Annotated in this window: 16 protein-coding genes and 1 riboswitch; of the genes, 9 read left to right on the top strand and 7 right to left on the bottom strand. The window is 54.0% G+C overall.

All coding sequences use genetic code 11. From position 1 onward, the window contains the following. The first annotated feature begins 67 nt into the window (after nucleotides 1-67). Together zupT and B1H58_RS10420 are read left to right on the top strand one after the other, a co-directional pair. Nucleotides 68-835 carry a zinc transporter ZupT gene (gene zupT, locus B1H58_RS10425; protein WP_085070038.1) on the top strand — a complete coding sequence of 256 codons (768 nt, stop codon included), beginning with the start codon at nucleotides 68-70 and terminating at the stop codon, nucleotides 833-835. A 142-nt stretch (nucleotides 836-977) separates the two neighbouring features. Beyond that, the gene (locus B1H58_RS10420) at nucleotides 978-1,361 is read left to right on the top strand and encodes a cell wall hydrolase (RefSeq protein WP_085070036.1); all 384 of its coding nucleotides are present in this window, start codon (nucleotides 978-980) and stop codon (nucleotides 1,359-1,361) included. Nucleotides 1,362-1,412: 51 nt separating this feature from the next. Here the strand turns inward: B1H58_RS10420 and ribB are convergent, their stop codons facing one another. Next, nucleotides 1,413-2,069 (bottom strand): 3,4-dihydroxy-2-butanone-4-phosphate synthase, encoded by a 657-nt coding sequence (ribB, locus tag B1H58_RS10415; RefSeq protein ID WP_085070034.1) that lies wholly within the window; start codon nucleotides 2,067-2,069, stop codon nucleotides 1,413-1,415. A 96-nt stretch (nucleotides 2,070-2,165) separates the two neighbouring features. After that, a riboswitch (FMN riboswitch) is annotated at nucleotides 2,166-2,317 on the bottom strand. 146 nt (nucleotides 2,318-2,463) lie between these two features. On the opposite strand from ribB, the gene ubiK reads away from it, so the two are divergent. Further along, complete coding sequence (ubiK, locus tag B1H58_RS21225) at nucleotides 2,464-2,940, top strand: ubiquinone biosynthesis accessory factor UbiK (RefSeq protein WP_085070032.1); 477 nt, start codon at nucleotides 2,464-2,466, stop codon at nucleotides 2,938-2,940. 53 nt (nucleotides 2,941-2,993) lie between these two features. Here the strand turns inward: ubiK and hldE are convergent, their stop codons facing one another. The 3 genes from hldE to B1H58_RS10395 all read right to left on the bottom strand — a co-directional run bounded on the left by hldE (nucleotide 2,994) and on the right by B1H58_RS10395 (nucleotide 8,684). Then, nucleotides 2,994-4,415 (bottom strand): bifunctional D-glycero-beta-D-manno-heptose-7-phosphate kinase/D-glycero-beta-D-manno-heptose 1-phosphate adenylyltransferase HldE, encoded by a 1,422-nt coding sequence (gene hldE / locus B1H58_RS10405; RefSeq protein WP_085070030.1) that lies wholly within the window; start codon nucleotides 4,413-4,415, stop codon nucleotides 2,994-2,996. An 86-nt stretch (nucleotides 4,416-4,501) separates the two neighbouring features. Then, nucleotides 4,502-7,360 carry a bifunctional [glutamate--ammonia ligase]-adenylyl-L-tyrosine phosphorylase/[glutamate--ammonia-ligase] adenylyltransferase gene (gene glnE / locus B1H58_RS10400; RefSeq protein WP_085070028.1) on the bottom strand — a complete coding sequence of 953 codons (2,859 nt, stop codon included), beginning with the start codon at nucleotides 7,358-7,360 and terminating at the stop codon, nucleotides 4,502-4,504. Between the two features lie 19 nt (nucleotides 7,361-7,379). Further along, nucleotides 7,380-8,684: a CYTH domain-containing protein gene (locus tag B1H58_RS10395; RefSeq protein ID WP_085070026.1), complete on the bottom strand. Its 1,305-nt coding sequence runs from the start codon at nucleotides 8,682-8,684 to the stop codon at nucleotides 7,380-7,382. A gap of 208 nt (nucleotides 8,685-8,892) precedes the next feature. On the opposite strand from B1H58_RS10395, the gene B1H58_RS10390 reads away from it, so the two are divergent. Together B1H58_RS10390 and B1H58_RS10385 are read left to right on the top strand one after the other, a co-directional pair. Further along, entirely contained in the window at nucleotides 8,893-9,513 is a 621-nt protein-coding gene (locus B1H58_RS10390; protein ID WP_085070024.1) for a TIGR04211 family SH3 domain-containing protein, read from the top strand. A gap of 190 nt (nucleotides 9,514-9,703) precedes the next feature. Continuing rightward, nucleotides 9,704-10,939, top strand: a complete 1,236-nt coding sequence (locus B1H58_RS10385) for a multifunctional CCA addition/repair protein (protein ID WP_085070022.1) — start codon at nucleotides 9,704-9,706, stop codon at nucleotides 10,937-10,939. A gap of 51 nt (nucleotides 10,940-10,990) precedes the next feature. Here the strand turns inward: B1H58_RS10385 and bacA are convergent, their stop codons facing one another. Both bacA and folB read right to left on the bottom strand, forming a co-directional pair. Then, complete coding sequence (bacA, locus tag B1H58_RS10380; protein WP_085070021.1) at nucleotides 10,991-11,809, bottom strand: undecaprenyl-diphosphate phosphatase; 819 nt, start codon at nucleotides 11,807-11,809, stop codon at nucleotides 10,991-10,993. A 151-nt stretch (nucleotides 11,810-11,960) separates the two neighbouring features. Next, on the bottom strand, nucleotides 11,961-12,335 hold the full coding sequence (gene folB / locus B1H58_RS10375; protein WP_085070019.1) for a bifunctional dihydroneopterin aldolase/7,8-dihydroneopterin epimerase: 375 nt from the start codon (nucleotides 12,333-12,335) through the stop codon (nucleotides 11,961-11,963). A gap of 107 nt (nucleotides 12,336-12,442) precedes the next feature. Between folB and plsY the strand changes: the two genes are divergently transcribed. Continuing rightward, on the top strand, nucleotides 12,443-13,042 hold the full coding sequence (gene plsY, locus B1H58_RS10370) for a glycerol-3-phosphate 1-O-acyltransferase PlsY (protein ID WP_085070017.1): 600 nt from the start codon (nucleotides 12,443-12,445) through the stop codon (nucleotides 13,040-13,042). 426 nt (nucleotides 13,043-13,468) lie between these two features. On the opposite strand, the gene tsaD is transcribed toward plsY, so the two are convergent. Beyond that, nucleotides 13,469-14,485, bottom strand: coding sequence for a tRNA (adenosine(37)-N6)-threonylcarbamoyltransferase complex transferase subunit TsaD (gene tsaD, locus B1H58_RS10365; RefSeq protein ID WP_085070013.1), 1,017 nt, complete (start codon nucleotides 14,483-14,485; stop codon nucleotides 13,469-13,471). A gap of 301 nt (nucleotides 14,486-14,786) precedes the next feature. Here tsaD and rpsU point away from each other — a divergent pair, with 301 nt between their 5' ends. The 3 genes from rpsU to rpoD all read left to right on the top strand — a co-directional run bounded on the left by rpsU (nucleotide 14,787) and on the right by rpoD (nucleotide 18,992). Beyond that, entirely contained in the window at nucleotides 14,787-15,002 is a 216-nt protein-coding gene (gene rpsU / locus B1H58_RS10360; protein ID WP_001144069.1) for a 30S ribosomal protein S21, read from the top strand. A gap of 121 nt (nucleotides 15,003-15,123) precedes the next feature. Beyond that, nucleotides 15,124-16,869 carry a DNA primase gene (dnaG, locus tag B1H58_RS10355; protein ID WP_085070011.1) on the top strand — a complete coding sequence of 582 codons (1,746 nt, stop codon included), beginning with the start codon at nucleotides 15,124-15,126 and terminating at the stop codon, nucleotides 16,867-16,869. A gap of 278 nt (nucleotides 16,870-17,147) precedes the next feature. Next, nucleotides 17,148-18,992 carry an RNA polymerase sigma factor RpoD gene (gene rpoD / locus B1H58_RS10350; protein WP_085070009.1) on the top strand — a complete coding sequence of 615 codons (1,845 nt, stop codon included), beginning with the start codon at nucleotides 17,148-17,150 and terminating at the stop codon, nucleotides 18,990-18,992. Nucleotides 18,993-19,108 lie beyond the last annotated feature (116 nt).

Below are 19,108 nucleotides of genomic sequence, written 5' to 3'. Positions count from 1 at the left end.
TCCCCTCTCGCTTTTTGTCTAAATTTAAATAGTCTTAATAAGAATTATTATCATTCGAGGGTCTGTAATGTCGGTTCCGTTACTTCTGACTATTTTGGCTGGCGCTGCGACTTTTGTCGGCGCGTTTTTAGGCGTAATAGGCCAGAAACCATCCAACCGTATGCTGGCATTTGCGCTGGGATTTGCCGCAGGCATTATGTTGTTAATTTCTCTGATGGAAATGCTGCCCGCTGCCCTGCATACGCCAGGTATGTCGCCATTATTGGGCTACGGAATGTTTCTGCTGGGCCTGCTTGGTTACTTTGCTCTTGATCGCCTGCTGCCCCATCAGCATCCGCAGGATTTAATGGCCGCTAACCAGCCACCGCGCAGTCTGCGACGCACTGCGATTTTACTGACGCTGGGGATCAGTTTGCATAACTTCCCGGAGGGGATTGCTACTTTTGTTACTGCCAGCAGCGATTTAGAGCTGGGGCTGGGCATAGCCTTAGCGGTAGCCATTCACAATATTCCGGAAGGTCTGGCGGTTGCCGGCCCCATGTATGCCGCCACCGGTTCGAAAGCGCGCGCCCTCTTCTGGGCCTGTATTTCCGGTATGGCGGAAATTCTTGGCGGCGTACTGGCATTCTGGCTGCTCGGCCCGGCGATTTCACCGGTGTTGATTGCGGCAATTATGGCTGCCGTGGCCGGTATTATGGTTGCGCTTTCTGTTGATGAACTGATGCCGCTGGCGCGTGATATTGATCCACACAGTAACCCAAGCTATGGCGTTTTATGCGGTATGACGGTGATGGGGTTTAGCCTGACACTGCTACAAAGCAGCGGGATCGGCTAATGCTATTTATCTGAAAATATTCATACAGGCATCGATATATCAATGACATAGCGCAAACAGGGAATTTTCAAGACCTGTCTGCTGTTTTTACTTTTTGCCGCTTCGTAAACTCCCGTTATCTCTGGTTAATGACGGAATTACTATGCTGGTTCAGAGTGCCATTCTTTGTCTGGCTATGAATATATATCACGAAGCACGCGGGGAACCGCTGAAAGGACAGATAGCCGTCGCATCGGTAACCATGAATCGGGCTAACTGGGACGTTACGCAAATCTGTCCGGTTGTTTACGCACCAAAACAGTTTTCATGGACTCACTTAAAAAATAACGCGTTCAGCTATCCAGCCAAAGATGATAAAAGCTGGCAGCGGGCACAACAGATAGCTCACCAGATTGTTAACGGCGAGCTTTCTGATGTGACTAATGGCGCAACCTACTATCATAATCAAACGGTAACGCCCGCCTGGAGCAGTGCATTCGCGCAAACGGCAGCCATAGGCAACCATATCTTCTATGCAAAGCGATAAAAAAAGCCGGGATTATCCCGGCTTTTTTATTGTTATCAGCAGCAGCGCGTTTTAGCTTGCCTGACGCGTTTCATGATTGCGTCGATAAGCGATCAGATCTTCAATCGTCACCAGCGGCATATTATGCTGTCTGGCGAAGATAATGGCCTCTGGCGCATGGGCCATGGTGCCATCGTCGTTGGTCAGCTCACACAGCACACCGGCCGGTTTAAACCCTGCCAGTGAAACCAAATCGATCGTCGCCTCAGTATGACCGCCGCGGGTCAATACGCCGCCGTCGCGCGCGCGCAGAGGGAAGACATGGCCCGGACGATTTAAATCGCTGGGACGGGCGTTATCGGCGATAGCGGTACGGATGGTGGTCAGGCGATCCTGGGCAGAAACGCCGGTGGTTACGCCCTGAGCAGCCTCGATGGTAACGGTGAAGCCAGTGCCAAAAGAGCTGGTATTGTTTTCTACCATCATCGGCAGATCCAGCTGCTGGCGTTGCTGCTCAGTGATGCACAGGCAGACAATGCCGCTGCCGTGACGAATGGTTAAAGCCATTTGCTCAACGGTCATGGTTTCAGCGGCGAAAATCATGTCAGCTTCATTTTCACGATTTTCGTCATCCAGCACCATTACACCACGCCCTTCGCGTAAAGCGGCGATGGCGCGTTCTACACGCTGTTCCGGCGTGCCAAATTCAGAAAGTAGCGTCTGATTCATGGTAAATAAACCTTATCAATATTGTGGTTACCAGAATCAGGGCGTGCTTGAGGAGTGCATAAAAATAACGCGCGGCGAGCCTGTGCCCGACAGAACCGTTATCCTCTCCCATCCGGACTTTAACCGTCGGCCCCGGAATTACACCGGATCTGCTGACCTTTCCGTCGCAAAACGGGAAGCGCTCGCGGGCTTTCAGCGAATGCTGATTTACCGCCGGTGGGGAATTTCGCCCCGCCCTGAGAATAAGCGAATTTACTATAGCGCCAAACATCTTCCCCGGCAACGCACAATAGCAGCATATGCTTATGCTGTGCAGGCAAATGCCATTTTAGGTTTATCCTTTTCCAGACAGGGATTACACTTAAGTTAACTTTGTTGCGACCAGGAAACGGCCATGATTGACACGAAAAAAATTGAACAACTTGCTCGTCAGGTACATGAAGCAATGCCAAAAGGCATTCGCGAATTTGGCGATGACGTTGAGAAGAAAATCCGCCAGGTCCTGCAGGCGCAGCTGACGCGTATGGATCTGGTAAACCGCGAAGAGTTTGATGTGCAGACGCAGGTGCTGCTACGCACCCGTGAGAAGCTGGCGGTCCTGGAGCAGCGCCTGGCTGCGCTGGAAAGCCAGAGCGGGAATGCTTCGACGCCAGCCGCGTCCAGCGCTTCGGCCACGCCGGCACAGGCCACACCGTCAACGCCAGCTAATACGTTCTCCACACCGGCAACGCAAACAAATACCGTTACTGCGCCGCCAACCTCCCCTGCTGCAACGCCGGCATCAACTGCAACGCCTGCAGCAGCACCGACATCACCAGCCGCAACGCCTGTGTCAGAGGATGTGGTTAAAACGGAAGATCCAAAAAGCTAACAAGCCCGGCAGGTTAAATTTTCTTAACCTGCCGTTCTGTTTGTTGCCTGTACTCAGGAACGAATCCGCTTAATGATATTGGTAGTAGAAATACCGTCCTCAAAGTTCAGCACGCGTACTTCGCCTCCGTTAGCCCAAACCTCTTCGCTACCGGCGATCTCTTCTGGCTTATAGTCGCCGCCTTTCACCAGCAGATCGGGCAGAATGCCCGCAATCAGCCGCTGCGGCGTATCCTCTTCAAAAGAGACTACCCAGTCGACCGACTCCAGCGCTCCCAGCACAATCATGCGATTTTCCAGCGGATTGACCGGGCGGCTGTCGCCTTTCAGGCGTCGGGTCGACGCATCGCTGTTAACCGCCACAATCAGCCGATCGCCCAGCTTACGTGCATTTGATAAATAGGAGACGTGACCGGCATGCAGAATGTCAAATACGCCGTTGGTCATAACCACTTTTTCACCACGCTGACGAGCCAACGCAACCGCTTCCCTGAGCTGGGCTTCATTCATAATACCGAAGCCGCTTTCCGGACGTGCATGAATGGCGTTTTCCAGCTCAACGGGCGATACGGTCGAGGTACCCAGTTTGCCTACCACCACGCCAGCCGCAGCGTTAGCCAGGAAACAGGCGGCCTCAAGATCGTCGCCTGACGCCAGCGAGGCGGCCAGCACGCCAATCACGGTATCGCCTGCGCCGGTCACATCATAAACTTCCTGCGCCTGCGTTGGTAAATGCAGCGGGGCTTTGCCCGGCTGTAACAGCGTCATGCCGTTTTCAGAGCGGGTTACCAGCAGCGCCGACAGCTCATAGTCCGCCACCAGCTGCATGCCACGCTCAACAATCTGCGCCTCATTCTGACATTTACCTACCACGGCTTCGAACTCAGAGAGGTTCGGCGTCAGCAGCGTCGCGCCACGGTAGCGTTCAAAATCGGTGCCTTTGGGATCCACCAGCACCGGCACGTTTGCCGCACGCGCCAGCTGGATCATCTGCTGCACACTGGCCAGCGCCCCTTTAGCGTAATCGGAGAGCACCAGCGCCCCGGAATGTGGCAGCGCCGCAGCAATACGCTGATGAAGCGGCTCAGGATCGATATCGGCAAATCCCTCTTCAAAATCAAGCCGGATGAGCTGCTGGTTACGGGAAAGCACACGCAGTTTGGTAATAGTAGGATGCGTTGGCAGCGCCACAAAATCACATTTTACATTGACGTTTTGCAGGCTGACGCCCAGAGCACGGGCGGCATCATCAATGCCCGTCAGGCCGATAAGACGCGACGACGCACCCAGCGCGGCGATGTTCATCGCTACGTTAGCCGCTCCGCCAGGGCGCTCTTCGACGTTGTCCACTTTCACTACCGGCACCGGCGCTTCCGGTGAAATACGGCTGGTAGGACCATACCAGTAGCGATCCAGCATCACATCGCCGACGACCAGCACTTCTGCACGGTTAAATTCGGGCAGTGTCACTTTCATTACAGAGACTCCAGACTGCAGTAAAAATATTGCGCGCGATAATAACACAGCTCGGTTAAAACGCTGCGCCGCCAGTGGCGCTTCTTTCAGCGCTCAGCTGGCAAGGTTTGCAGCCAGCGCTGCCAGCTCTCCTGAACCGTCTGCCGCTCGCGCATAAAAGACTCCATCGCGACGTGCCCCGCCTGCTCCTGCAGCGCCAGATGATGCAGCTCATCACGCAACGTAACGTAAGCCTGGGTGAGCGCTTGCGCTTCCTGTGGCGTTATTTTGTTATGCCGCGCCAGCAGTTCAAGGATGCGTACATTATCAGACCATCCGGTCAGCTTAGGCTCCTGCGCCGCATAGCGCAGCACCAGATATTGCGTAATAAATTCAATATCAGTAATGCCGCCTTCATCCGCTTTAATGTCCCATCGGCCTTTGTGCTTATGGCTCAGGTGAGCATACATTTTTTCACGCATTTCGCGCACTTCGGTTTGTAACGTTGCGGCATCGCGCGGTAAACAGAGCGTTTCCCGGCGGATCGTTTCAAAGCGCTGACTTAGCCCCGGCTCGCCATATACGATTCGGGCCCTGACCAGCGCCTGATGCTCCCACGTCCAGGCATCGTTACGCTGGTACTCTTCAAACGCGTCCAGCGTGCTTACCAGCATGCCAGCCGAGCCGGAAGGCCGTAGACGTGCATCCACTTCATACAATATTCCGGATGCGGTGCGGGTGCTGAAAAGGTGCATGATCCGCTGCGCCAGACGTAAGTAAAACTGGCGACCATCAATAGCGCGTTCGCCGTCGGTAACCGCATCAGCTGGACAGTCATGCAAAAACACCAGATCAAGATCGGAGCTGTAGCCCAGCTCCCAGCCGCCCAGCTTGCCGTAACCAACCACGGCGAAGCCGCGATCGCCCTGCTGCAGATGCGAGGGGCGTCCGTAGCGCTGTTCCATCATATTCCACGCCTGATGTACGACCGCCTGAATAATTGCTTCGGCCAGCCAGGTCAGATGATCGCTCACTTTCATTACCGGCAGCGTTCCTGCTATATCCGCTGCGGCAATACGCAGATGCTGTACCTGTTTAAACTGACGCAGCGCTTCCAGTTGCTGCTCTTCATCATCTTCCGGGATACGCAGCAGATACTGCCGCAGCTCATCACGATAGGCATCCGTTGCGGTGGGCTGATAAAGCGTGGAGGGATCGAGCAGTTCATCCAGCAGAAGCGGGTAGCGGGCCAGTTTGCTGGCAATCATTGGCGAGGCGGCGCACAACCGGATAAGCTGCTTGAGCGCGCCAGGCGACTCCGTCAGCAGTTCAAGATAGGTGGTTCGTGTCACCACGCCCAGCAGCAATGGAATCAACCGCTGCAGAGTCATATCCGCATCGGCACGGGCACAAACTTCATGCAGCAAACGCGGCATCAACTGATCGAGCGCCAGGCGGCCACGCGGGCCAATAGTTCGCTTATCCACATCCTGACGAAACGCATTCAGCGTGCGTGAAAGATGCTGACGGCCTGGCTCATCAAGATGGGCCAGCAAAGCCTCCAGATCGCTTTGCTCGAGCTTATCAAGCCAAAGCTCGGTCATGCCCTGGTTTTCGCTTTCTTCTGCGCTGTCCGGCGTATCCTCACCGATCAGCTCATTAAAAATAAGCCGCACCTGCGCCATCTGCTCTTCCAGCGCCTGATGCAATGCCACCCAGGATTCAAAGCCCATTGCCCAGGCAAGCCGCGCCTGATTTAACGCATCTGTCGGCAGCGTTTGCGTTTGCTCATCGGCGATGCTCTGTAACAGGTTCTCTAAGCGGCGTAAAAACAGATAGGCTTCACGTAGCGCGCTAACCTGCGGCTGCGTCAATAGATGCAGTTCTTCAATGGCGCAAAGCGTTGGCAGTAGCGCACGTTGTTGAAGCGTGCGCTCACGTCCGCCGCGAATCAGCTGGAATACCTGTACGATGAACTCGCTTTCCCGAATTCCACCGGCTCCCAGTTTGATATTGTCTTTCAGGCCGCGCCGGCGCACTTCACGGGCAATCATGCCTTTCATATTACGCAATGACTGAATAACGCTGAAATCGATGTAGCGGCGATAGATAAAAGGCCGCAGCATCTGCTGCAGTTCCTGGCTCCAGCGATCCTCACTGTTGCCCATCAGCCGCGCCTTCACCATGGCGTAACGTTCCCAGTCGCGTCCCTGTTCCTGGTAATAATCCTCCAGCGCCGCGAAGCTAAGCACCAGCGGTCCGCTGTCGCCGAAAGGCCGCAGCCGCATATCGACCCGATAGACAAAGCCATCCGCCGTGGGCTGATCGAGCACTTTGATTAAGCGCTGGCCCAGGCGGGTAAAAAATTGTGCGTTGTCCAGCTCACGCCGTCCGCCACGGGTCGATCCATTTTCCGGCCAGACAAAAATCAGATCGATATCGGAAGAGAAATTCAGCTCGCCGCCGCCCAATTTCCCCATGCCCAAAATCAGTAGCGGCTGCGGTTCGCCCGCCGCGTTGCATGGGGTGCCGAAATCTTTGCAGCAGGCCTGCCACAGCCAGTCCCGCGCGGCAACAATCAGCGTTTCAGCCAGTACGCTTAACTGGTGAAGCGTGGCTTCCGTAGCGCTTTCCCCCGTGGTCTGCATCCAGGCGATACGGACCATCATCCAGCGTCGGAACAGGCGTAGCTGGCGCATTAGCGCTGCTTCATCCGTTACCGTTTGCAACTGCTCATTGAGCCAGTCGGCATAGTGTTGCCATTCATCCGACTGCGGGGGCTGCTGCGTTAGCTGCTGCCACCACTCCGGATGCTGTTGCAGGCTATCCGCGACAAAATCGCTGAAGGCCAGCATCGCCTGCTGTTGCAAAGTGAGTGAGGTCAGCGGGCGTTCCAGCCGCTCCGCCGTTTTCTCTGCCTGTTGCTGCAGCAGCTCGGGCAGCGGTCCGGTTAAGGTTGGCAGCATAGCTTCTCCCTGAAAATAATCAGACGTTGCCGTTAAGCCAAAATGCGGGCTGTCTCAGCGCCTGGCGGCACAGCATATCCAGTTCGTGATAGCGATCTGCATGAATCGCCTGCGCCAGCTGTTGCCAGGGCTGTAGCCAGTTTTCTACCTCATGCTGCGGGTAAGCCCCTGCCAGCAGGCGAACGGCCAGCAGCTGGCGTGACAGACGCGCCAGTTTATCCAGATACTCGTTATGCTGGCGGATCGTGGTGAAGGTTTCTTTCAGATCGGCTGCCACGCGTCCCAGCATAATATCAGCGAAGCGCTTAAAAGAACCCTGAAGGCGCGCGGCGTTTTTCGGCTCAATAAAGGGACGCCAGCCGGCGTTAATCAGCCAGCCGGAAAAGGTCAGTTGGGCATCCAGCCATTGCGGGCTGTAACAAAAGGCTTGCGCTGTTGGCTGCTCATTTTCCAGCGTTTCAATCAGGCTGGTCAGTTTTTGACGCAGCGCGTTGCTGGCCTTACGCGGCACCAGCGCACCGAATAGCGACAAGGTCTGGCGGACAGTTTCCAGCGCTTCCAGAATCGCATCGCGCGCCGCTGGCTCATCGTGCAGCCATAGCTCCTCATGATACTGCCATTGCTTTAGCGCCAGCGTTAATGCCGCCTGCATGCCCTCTTCTACCGTGGCTTTGGGTTTCACCTGCAGGATCGGCAGCGAGCGCACTGGCTGCTGCGGTTTCCCCTGCGCCAGCCAGTAGCCGCGTGCCGCTTTGCTCAGGCTGCCGAGCCGTAACCCTTCAGCCTTACCCAACTCAGCGGCCAGCGCCAGCACATCAGCCAGATCGCCCTGTTTCAGCTCCAGTTCGATCTCTTGTAACGGTTCGCTGAGGTCACCTGCGCTCACCTCGCCGCGATCGAGAGCCACCTCAATTTGGCTGTTTCCATAGGTAACCAGCCAACGTTCACGGTTGAAATGGGTGGTAAACAACGGCTTAAGCTGCTGCTGCAACGCACTGAGATCGCACTCATCGGGCCAGATCTCTGCCGGAAGACGCGCGATATCCAGTTCGGGTTGGGTTAGCTCAACATTGTATTCCGGGCGCTGATGCAGCCCGCCGATTGTCTTTCCAGCCGCTTTCAGCGTCATTTCATATTTTTCGCCGATGCTGCGGATGCGCAGGCCCATATCCCAGCGCCGTAGCTGGTTATCCGGCGTTTCATAGTAGATGTTGGACAGGGCCAACGGGGCACTGTATTGGTGAGGCCAGGCAGCCAGCTGGCTACCCAGACGATCCGCCGCCTGCGGCGTGGCAATGAACTTTAACTCGATTTCAATGGTCATAATTTTTCATTCAATCTTTCACTGGCACAGATATCAGGTATAAACCGAAGAGTAATGCAGATAACCTGCTGCTGTCTCTGCTTTATTATGCTTTCGCGAGCCTGGCCGCATCAGTCTGAGACCAGGATAGTTCTCATTCAGATTTTTGCGTAGCCTATCCAGACTGTGCCCTAAAATTTTTCCGGAACAGATGAAAAAACGACATCGAATGAAAAAATCACACTTTATTGGCCTGACTTTGCTGGCTTTCAGCGTTACAGCTCCCGCCCACGCCGAAGAAAAACGGTATATTTCTGATGAATTATCGACCTGGGTTCGTAGCGGTCCGGGCGATCAATATCGCCTGGTTGGCAAACTGAACGCGGGTGAGCAGGTCACTCTGCTGCAAACCAATAATGCGACTCAGTATGGTCAGATTCGCGACGCAGAGGGTAAAACCAACTGGATCCCGCTGGCGCAGCTAAGCATTGAACCCAGCCTGCGTACGCGCGTACCGCAGCTGGAACAACAGGTAAAAGATCTTACCGATAAGCTGGCTAATATCGACGGCAGCTGGAACCAGCGCACGGCGGATATGCAGAAAAAAGTAGCGGCCAGCGATACCGTAATTAACGGTCTGAAGGAAGAAAATCAGCAGCTGCGCAACCAGCTGATCGTAGCGCAGAAAAAGGTTAACGCCGCCAACGTGCAGCTTGATGACAAACAGCGCACCATCATTATGCAATGGTTTATGTATGGCGGTGGCGTAGCGGGCGTAGGTCTGCTGCTGGGTCTGCTGTTGCCGCATATGATCCCTCGTCGCAAACAAAATAATCGCTGGATGAACTAGCAAGCCGTCGCGCTTTCTTTTGCCAGCCATAACCGCAGCAGGGTGAATAACGTGCCCTGCTGCTGTCGTGTCCGTAATTCTGCTATTGTTGTGCCAGAATATTCCTGCTGGACATCTCTTTTTGCCGGTCTGAATGGTTGATACCGGCACGCCTGATGATTAATTTGCTGAACTCTGGAGAAACCCCGTAGTGAAAACATACCTTGTCGGTGGCGCGGTTCGCGATGGTTTGCTGAAGCTACCGGTCAAAGACAAAGATTGGGTGGTAGTAGGCGCCACGCCTGACATGATGCTGGAGCAGGGTTACCAGCAGGTCGGGCGCGATTTTCCGGTCTTTTTGCATCCGGCAAGCCGCGAAGAATATGCTTTAGCTCGCACCGAACGTAAATCGGGCAGCGGCTATACCGGTTTTGTCACCTGGTTTGCGCCGGACGTGACGCTGGAACAGGATCTTCAACGGCGCGATCTGACTATTAATGCAATCGCACAGGATGAGGCTGGCAATTATATCGATCCTTACCAGGGCCGGTTAGATCTGGAGAAACGCCTGCTGCGTCACGTCTCTGCTGCCTTTATTGAAGATCCGCTGCGCGTGCTGCGCGTAGCGCGCTTCGCCGCCCGCTACGCGCACTTAAGCTTTCGCATTGCCGATGAAACCATGGCGTTGATGCGGGCGATGGCCGCCGGCGGCGAGCTGGCCCACCTGACCGCCGAGCGTGTCTGGAAAGAGACGGAAAATGCGTTATCCACGCCCAATCCGCACGTCTACTTCCAGGTGCTTCGTGACTGCGGCGCGCTGGCGGTTTTGTTCCCGGAAATCGACAATCTTTTCGGCGTCCCCGCGCCGGCCAAATGGCATCCGGAAATCGATACCGGCATTCATACGCTGATGACTGTTGCTATCGCGGCTCAGCTGACGCCAGAAGTGGATGTGCGTTTTTCCACGCTTTGTCATGATGTCGGGAAGGGCCTGACGCCGCCGGAAAAATGGCCCAGCCATCCGGGCCACGGTCCCGCTGGCGTGCCGCTGGTAGAGAATATTTGCCGTCGTTTGCGCGTCCCGAATCATATCCGCGATCTGGCCGTGCTGGTGGCGGAGTTTCATGATGTGGTGCATACCATTGAAAACCAAACGGCGGAGCGGCTGGTTGCCCTGTTCGATCGCATGGACGCCTGGCGTAAACCGCAGCGCGTTAACCAGCTGGCGCAAACCAGCGAGGCGGATGCGCGTGGCCGTGCCGGATGGGAAAGCAATCCCTATCCCCAGGGAGAGTATCTGAATCAGGCGTTTCGCATCGTACAGGCTGTTCCCACTAAAGCTGTGGTAGAGGCCGGTTTTAAAGGCGTGCAGGTTCGTGAAGAGCTGACTCGCCGTCGCATTGCAGCGCTGCAGCAGTGGCAAATGGATCAGGCCCACCCGGCTTAAGGAATAAAAAAGGAGGCGCAGGCGCCTCCTTTTTTCGTGCTGGTGACGGCGTTATACAAACACCATATAAACAGCTGCCGCTACGATAAAACGGTAGATGGCGAAAGGCACGAAAGAGATACGTTTGATGATATGCAGGAACAGTTTGATGGCGATCAGCGCCACGATAAAGGCGGTGACAAACCCCACCGCGAACATCGGCAGATCCCCCATCGTCAGGAACCCTCTGCTTTTATAGAGATCCAGCACGGTGGCGCCCATCATCATCGGTACGGCCAGGATAAAAGAGAATTCAGAAGCCGCATAGCGACTTACGCCCATCAGCATCCCACCGGAAATGGTCGCGCCCGAACGGGAAAAGCCAGGCCAGAGAGCAAGACACTGAAAGCAGCCGATCATAAATGCCTGCAGATAGGTAATATCATCGATGCCCGCCGCTTTTGGCTGTTTTGGCTTAAAGAACTCTGCCACCAGCAGCAGCACGCCGCCGACGATTAACGCATACATTACGTTGATAGGGTTAAACAGCGTTTTGATTTGATCGTGAAAGATCAGCCCAACAGCAACCGCCGGAATCATACCAAGCAGGATGTGGATCAAAGTAAGATGCCCGGTTCCCACGCCTTCATGCTTAACTTCGCCGAAATGGATCCCGATTAAGCCGAACAGCCGCCGCCAGAACATAAAGACCACGGCGAGAATAGAGCCAAGCTGAATCACCACTTCAAACGTTTCTGCTTTATCTCCCTCAAAGCCCAGCAGATGTCCAACAATGATCATATGCCCCGTAGATGAAACTGGGAGAAACTCCGTCAATCCTTCAACAATGCCAAGGATTGCAGCCACCCAAAGCTGATGAATATCTGCCATCAAATGTCCTCTACCCTAATGTTAAACCATTAAAAAAGCGGACGTCGGGAACGTAGCCGCCAGAAAATGCGCCAACTCAGCGTAACGCCGCGTTTTTGACAGCCATAATGTGGTTCGGTTTCATTGTGATAGCAATCACATTGGATCTATTTCAGAATTGTCCCCGCTGGTGCTGACGCGTTCCACGCTCGATGATCACGCCAACCTGAGCCGCCTGCGCTACGGCACCAGGCTTGCTGAGCTTAATGCGCACCCACGGCGAAGCAAAGCGGGCCATCAGCAGCGTGGCGACTTCTTCTGCCACCCTTTCCACCAGCGCGAAACGTCCCTGCCCGACATGCTCGATAATTGCCGTAGCCACATCCGCATAGCTCAGACAATCATTAACATCATCACTGGCTGCCGCTTTGCGGTTATCCCATGCCAGCTCGACATCGAAAACCAGCTTCTGCTGGATAGTCTGTTCCCAGTCATAAACGCCAATGGTAGTAATCACCGACAGCTGTTCAATAAATACGATATCCATGAGGGCACTCTCTGTTTTTACGTTAACCGGATACCACTTCCGGCGAATTATGCGTATTATCCACAGATGATGAGAATAAAACGACCCTTACGAAACGGAACGGTGTTATGAGTGCAATCGCGCTTGGTATGATTATTTTCGCGTATCTGTGCGGCTCCATTTCCAGCGCTATTTTAGTTTGCCGCCTCGCGGGCCTGCCCGATCCACGCCATAACGGCTCCGGTAATCCTGGTGCCACAAATGTGCTGAGGATAGGCGGTAAAGGCGCTGCGGCAACCGTACTGGTTTTCGACGTTCTCAAAGGCATGTTGCCCGTCTGGCTTGCCTGGGCGCTGGGCATTTCGCCCATCTATCTTGGCCTGACCGCCATTGCCGCCTGCCTTGGGCATATCTATCCGGTTTTTTTCCGTTTTCGCGGCGGTAAAGGCGTCGCCACCGCCTTTGGCGCCATTGCGCCTATCGGCTGGGATTTGACCGGTTTGATGACCGGCACCTGGCTGCTCACGGTGTTGCTGAGCGGTTACTCTTCATTAGGCGCGATAGTCAGCGCGCTTATCGCACCTTTCTATGTCTGGTGGTTTAAACCCCAGTTTACCTTCCCGGTCGCCATGCTTTCCTGCCTGATTCTGTTACGTCATCACGATAATATCCAACGATTATGGCGTGGGCAGGAGAAGAAAATATGGAAAAAGAAAAAGAAACAATAAAGCCTTTATCGCTATCTTCAGCTTTCGCTTGTAGCAATAATAAAAATAGTTTTCCAAAAAGTCATTATAACAAACGCGACGCGAATATTGGCGTCAAACGCATAGCCACATCAGCGCTCTGGATTCATGAGTAGCAGTTAAGCCATAGCCAGCTTATCTTTTGATTCATATAGCACAACAAGTCACTTCATCTCACGATGATTATTCAACGGAAGAAAATAAGAGGACAAAATAATGAGAGAGTTAATTTAAAGCGAGATCGCAGAAGTCAGCGGTGGCGGTTTTATCAGTCAGATTGGGGGAATGACTGGAGATTTTATTGGCAGCCTGGTGCCCGTATTTGGTGGCGTAATAAATAAAGTCGTGGGTAACTAAAGCAATAAATTAAAGATGCTGTTTCTTTTACAACAGCATCTTTGATCGCCGTTATGCTATGGCCGGCAGCTCAGCCAGTGGCCAGCGAGGACGCACGCTAACGCCAAGCTCTCCGCGCGTGCCCCCTTTTAAGCGCACCATACCGGCATAGGCGATCATCGCCCCGTTATCGGTACAAAACTCAGGTCGCGCATAAAACACTTCGCCGCCACGCGCCTGCATCACTTCAGCCAGCTTTGCACGCAGCGTACGGTTAGCACTGACGCCGCCAGCCATGACCAGACGCTTAAATCCGGTTTGATCCAAAGCCCGCTTGCATTTAATCGCCAGCGTATCAACCACCGCATCCTCAAAAGCGCGCGCAATATCAGCCTGCGTCTGCGCATCATTGCTGTTTTCGCGAATGGTATTCGCTGCAAAGGTTTTTAAACCTGAAAAGCTAAAATCCAGCCCGGGACGATCGGTCATGGGACGCGGGAAGGTGAAGCGGCCAGGGACGCCCTGCTGCGCCATACGCGACAGCATCGGGCCGCCGGGATAATCCAGACCAAGCAGCTTCGCGGTTTTATCAAATGCCTCACCGGCGGCATCATCAATCGATTCGCCCAATAGCGTGTATTCACCAATGCCGGTTACGCCGATCAGTTGCGTATGGCCGCCTGAAACCAGCAGCGCAACAAAAGGAAACGCTGGCGGATTATCTTCCAGCATCGGCGCAAGCAGATGCCCTTCCATATGGTGTACTGGCACGGCAGGTACCTGCCAGGCAAACGCCAGCGAGCGGCCAATCGTTGCGCCCACTAACAGAGCGCCCACCAGACCTGGCCCGGCGGTATAGGCTACCGCATCGATATCTTTGCCCTGCAGACCGGCCTCTTTCAGCGCTGCCTGAATTAACGGCACCGTTTTACGCACATGATCGCGCGAAGCCAGTTCCGGCACCACCCCGCCATAATCGGCATGGACTTTCACCTGACTATAGAGTTGATTAGCGAGCAAACCGGCTTCATCGTCATAAATGGCAATACCGGTTTCATCACAGGATGTTTCAATACCCAGAACGCGCATGGTTGCTTTACCTCTCAGTTGCGGCGCGCAGTGTACCACAGCCAGCCGGCACGCCGAGGCGATTTTCTGGAACAAGCGCCGGTTTTATGAGCAGGAGATCAAAAAAGAGTAAACGCAGCTCTGTGCTATACGGTATACTCCTTCGCCTGCAAAAAACCGGCAGCCGCCTGGGGCTCTGTTGGTTTGAAAAGCGCAATGTTGCTTTACAACGCAGCCACGATTGTTGTAAAATTCCGCACCATTTTGAAATGAGCTGACGCTGACGTCAGCAAAAGACCGAATTTATCGAGGTGAGAGTTACATGCCGGTAATTAAAGTACGTGAAAACGAGCCGTTCGACGTTGCACTGCGTCGCTTCAAGCGTTCCTGCGAGAAAGCAGGCGTTCTGGCTGAAGTTCGTCGTCGTGAGTTTTATGAAAAACCGACTACCGAACGTAAGCGCGCTAAAGCGTCTGCTGTTAAGCGTCATGCCAAGAAACTGGCTCGCGAAAACGCACGCCGCACTCGTCTGTACTAATTTCCTTCGGAGGCTTCGCGCTTCCACCGCGTGTTAAACGCAGACAGAGTCAAGTTAGAGGCCGTGCTTTCCGGAAGGAAGCGCGGCTTATTTTCGTTTATGAGCGAAGAAAACGGGGCTTATGGCCGGACGAATTCCACGCGTTTTTATTAATGACTTACTTGCCCGCACGGACATTGTGGATCTTATTGATGCCCGCGTTAAGTTGAAAAAACAGGGTAAGAATTTCCATGCGTGCTGTCCTTTCCATAACGAAAAAACCCCTTCTTTCACCGTAAACGGTGAGAAACAATTTTATCACTGCTTTGGCTGTGGCGCCCACGGCAACGCTATCGATTTCCTGATGAATTACGATCGTCTGGAATTTGTCGAAAGCATTGAAGAGTTGGCGACGCAACATGGACTGGAAGTGCCCTATGAAGCGGGCAGCGGTCCCAGTCAGCTGGAACGTCATCAGCGTCAAAGTTTATATCAGCTCATGACGGGTCTGGCCGAATTCTACCAACAGGCGCTGACTCAGCCACAGGCAACTGCAGCACGCGCGTATCTCAATCAGCGCGGATTAAGCGATGAGGTTATTGCGCATTTTGCTATCGGCTTCGCGCCGCCCGGCTGGGATAATGCCCTGAAGCGTTTTGGCCGTAATCCTGACGATCGTCAGTCGTTAACGGATGCGGGCATGCTGGTCACTAACGACCAGGGCCGCAGCTACGATCGCTTCCGCGATCGCGTGATGTTTCCCATCCGCGATAAGCGTGGCCGCGTTATCGGCTTCGGCGGACGCGTGTTAGGTGACGGCACGCCAAAGTATCTGAACTCGCCGGAAACCGATATTTTTCATAAGGGCCGTCAGCTGTATGGCCTGTATGAAGCGCAAAAACAGCATCCTGAACCGGCAAAGCTATTGGTTGTCGAAGGCTATATGGATGTGGTGGCGCTGGCGCAGTTTGGTATTGACTATGCCGTTGCCTCATTAGGCACCTCAACAACCGCGGACCATATCCAGCTGCTGTTTCGCAGCACCGATACCGTGGTTTGTTGCTATGACGGCGATCGGGCTGGCCGTGAAGCGGCCTGGCGCGCATTAGAAACCGCGCTGCCTTACATGAATGACGGGCGTCAGCTACGCTTTATGTTTCTGCCTGATGGTGAAGATCCCGATACGCTGATACGTAAAGAGGGCAAAGCGGCGTTTGAAGCGCGGATGGAGCAGGCAATGCCGCTCTCCAGCTTCCTGTTCGATACGTTGCTGCCGCAGGTTGATTTGAGCACCCGCGACGGTCGGACGCGTTTAAGCACCCTGGCGCTGCCATTGATTGGTCAGATCCCGGGCGAAACGCTGCGGATTTATCTGCGTCAGGAGCTGGGTAATATGCTCGGCATTCTGGATGACAGCCAGCTGGAAAAGCTGCTGCCTAAACAGGCCGAAAGCGGCGTCCAGCCTGCGGCTCCACAGCTAAAACGCACAACTATGCGTATACTTGTGGGACTGCTGGTACAGAATCCCAGGCTGGCGGCGATGGTTCCCTCGCTGCAGGGGCTGGAACAGCTCAATATGCCGGGATTACCGCTTTTTATGGAGCTGGTAAAGAGTTGCATGGCAAACCCTGGCCTGACCACTGGCCAGCTACTAGAGTTATATCGCGGAACAAATTTTAGCCAGCACCTTGAAACTCTGGCGACATGGAACCACATGATCGTTGATGAAGAAGTAGAGGCGATGTTCCAGGATTCCCTGGCAAAAATGTATGACTCCGCTTTGGAGCAGCGTCTGGAAACCCTGATCGCGCGCTCCAGAACGCATGGCCTTAGCCCTGAGGAGCGGGAAGAAGTTCGCTCATTAAGCCAGGCGCTGGCAAAAAAATAGTTAAGCGATCGCGCCAGTATTAAGAGACGTACTGGTGCAGCCGACGCATTTCATTCTGCCCGATGCGGTGAGAATGTATTAATCAGGTCGGAGTGCAAAAGGACAAGCATGACAGTCTCAACAGTAAATTCAGCGGCTTAAGTGCCGATTTATACTCAGGCAGACCCTGACAGCCGCTACGAGGGCAGCGGCAATAATCCAAACGCCCTCACTGTTATTGTTGGCTCTTATAGCCGACCCGACACCAATCAAATTAACAGAAGTGTGGATACCGTCTTATGGAGCAAAACCCGCAGTCACAGCTTAAGCTACTTGTCACCCGTGGTAAGGAGCAAGGCTATCTGACCTATGCCGAGGTCAATGACCATCTGCCGGAAGATATCGTCGACTCCGATCAGATCGAAGACATCATCCAGATGATCAACGACATGGGCATCCAGGTGGTAGAAGAAGCGCCTGATGCCGATGATCTGATGCTGAACGAAAACAGCGCCGACACGGACGAAGATGCGGCTGAAGCGGCAGCTCAAGTGTTATCCAGCGTAGAATCTGAAATCGGACGCACCACCGATCCTGTCCGCATGTATATGCGAGAAATGGGTACCGTAGAACTTCTGACGCGTGAAGGCGAAATTGACATCGCCAAGCGTATTGAAGACGGTATCAACCAGGTGCAGTGTTCCGTAGCTGAATATCCGGAAGCGATCACCTATTTGCTGGAACAGTACGATCGCGTCGAAGCGGGAGAATCACGCCTCTCCGACCTGATCACTGGCTTTGTCGATCCTAACGCAGAAGAAGATCTGGCGCCTACCGCGACGCATGTCGGCTCTGAGCTGTCCGAAGAAGAGCGCGCCGATGAAGATGACGAAGATGAAGATGATGACAGCGACAGCAGCGATGATGACAACAGCATCGATCCTGAACTGGCGCGTGAAAAATTCATCGAGCTGCGCGATCAGTATGAAGCGACGCGTCTGACCATCAAAGCGAAAGGTCGCAGTCACGCGGATGCGATTGAAGAGATCCAGAAGCTGTCAGAAGTCTTTAAACAGTTCCGTCTGGTGCCGAAGCAGTTTGACTATCTGGTCAACAACATGCGTGAAATGATGGAGCGCGTGCGTACGCAAGAGCGCATCATCATGAAGCTGTGTGTTGAACTGTGCAAAATGCCGAAGAAAAACTTCATTACGCTGTTCACAGGTAATGAGACCAGCCCAACCTGGTTCCAGGCGGCGCTGGCGATGAACAAACCCTGGTCTGAAAAACTGCGCGACGTTGAAGACGATGTGCAGCGCAGCATGCAAAAGCTGATGCAGATTGAGGAAGAGACCGGCCTGACGATTGAGCAGGTGAAAGATATCAACCGTCGCATGTCGATCGGCGAAGCGAAAGCGCGTCGTGCAAAGAAAGAGATGGTTGAGGCTAACTTGCGTCTGGTTATCTCCATTGCTAAAAAATATACCAACCGTGGCCTGCAGTTCCTGGATCTGATTCAGGAAGGCAACATCGGCCTGATGAAAGCGGTAGATAAGTTTGAATATCGCCGTGGCTATAAGTTCTCAACTTATGCCACCTGGTGGATCCGTCAGGCAATTACCCGCTCTATCGCGGATCAGGCGCGCACCATCCGTATTCCGGTGCATATGATTGAGACCATTAACAAGCTCAACCGTATTTCTCGCCAGATGCTGCAGGAGATGGGCCGCGAACCGACGCCGGAAGAACTGGCCGAGCGTATGCTGATGCCGGAAGATAAAATCCGTAAGGTGCTGAAAATTGCTAAAGAGCCGATCTCTATGGAGACGCCGATTGGTGATGATGAAGATTCACATCTGGGTGATTTTATCGAAGATACCACGCTGGAGCTGCCGCTGGATTCCGCCACCTCAGAAAGCCTGCGTTCAGCAACGCATGACGTTCTGGCTGGCCTGACCGCGCGTGAAGCGAAGGTGCTGCGTATGCGTTTCGGTATCGATATGAACACCGACCACACGCTGGAAGAAGTGGGTAAACAGTTTGACGTTACCCGTGAGCGTATTCGTCAGATTGAGGCGAAAGCGCTGCGTAAGCTGCGTCATCCAAGCCGTTCTGAAGTGCTGCGTAGCTTCCTTGACGACTAAGCACGCTGATGGCAAAAAAGGCTTCCCAACGGGAGGCCTTTTTTATTGGGCGGCCTTGCAGCCAGCGGGTAAACCAACGCGTTTCAACAGGGCTGACAGTGTGCCTGACGCCCTCT

Origin of the sequence: Pantoea alhagi, assembly GCF_002101395.1 — a bacterium.
Classification (GTDB): domain Bacteria; phylum Pseudomonadota; class Gammaproteobacteria; order Enterobacterales; family Enterobacteriaceae; genus Mixta; species Mixta alhagi.
The sequence above is the reverse complement of the archived record's forward strand: the minus strand, read 5'-3'. Positions and strand labels throughout refer to the sequence as shown.

What these genes read in the sequence shown, in the direction of transcription:
- ubiK (WP_085070032.1), top strand. Translation starts at nt 2,464, where the DNA reads ATGATTGACACGAAAAAAATTGAACAACTTGCTCGTCAGGTACATGAA.
- B1H58_RS10395 (WP_085070026.1), bottom strand. Translation starts at nt 8,684, where the DNA reads ATGACCATTGAAATCGAGTTAAAGTTCATTGCCACGCCGCAGGCGGCG.
- zupT (WP_085070038.1), top strand. Translation starts at nt 68, where the DNA reads ATGTCGGTTCCGTTACTTCTGACTATTTTGGCTGGCGCTGCGACTTTT.
- ribB (WP_085070034.1), bottom strand. Translation starts at nt 2,069, where the DNA reads ATGAATCAGACGCTACTTTCTGAATTTGGCACGCCGGAACAGCGTGTA.
- plsY (WP_085070017.1), top strand. Translation starts at nt 12,443, where the DNA reads ATGAGTGCAATCGCGCTTGGTATGATTATTTTCGCGTATCTGTGCGGC.
- glnE (WP_085070028.1), bottom strand. Translation starts at nt 7,360, where the DNA reads ATGCTGCCAACCTTAACCGGACCGCTGCCCGAGCTGCTGCAGCAACAG.
- bacA (WP_085070021.1), bottom strand. Translation starts at nt 11,809, where the DNA reads ATGGCAGATATTCATCAGCTTTGGGTGGCTGCAATCCTTGGCATTGTT.
- folB (WP_085070019.1), bottom strand. Translation starts at nt 12,335, where the DNA reads ATGGATATCGTATTTATTGAACAGCTGTCGGTGATTACTACCATTGGC.
- B1H58_RS10420 (WP_085070036.1), top strand. Translation starts at nt 978, where the DNA reads ATGCTGGTTCAGAGTGCCATTCTTTGTCTGGCTATGAATATATATCAC.
- tsaD (WP_085070013.1), bottom strand. Translation starts at nt 14,485, where the DNA reads ATGCGCGTTCTGGGTATTGAAACATCCTGTGATGAAACCGGTATTGCC.
- B1H58_RS10390 (WP_085070024.1), top strand. Translation starts at nt 8,893, where the DNA reads ATGAAAAAATCACACTTTATTGGCCTGACTTTGCTGGCTTTCAGCGTT.
- dnaG (WP_085070011.1), top strand. Translation starts at nt 15,124, where the DNA reads ATGGCCGGACGAATTCCACGCGTTTTTATTAATGACTTACTTGCCCGC.
- hldE (WP_085070030.1), bottom strand. Translation starts at nt 4,415, where the DNA reads ATGAAAGTGACACTGCCCGAATTTAACCGTGCAGAAGTGCTGGTCGTC.
- rpsU (WP_001144069.1), top strand. Translation starts at nt 14,787, where the DNA reads ATGCCGGTAATTAAAGTACGTGAAAACGAGCCGTTCGACGTTGCACTG.
- rpoD (WP_085070009.1), top strand. Translation starts at nt 17,148, where the DNA reads ATGGAGCAAAACCCGCAGTCACAGCTTAAGCTACTTGTCACCCGTGGT.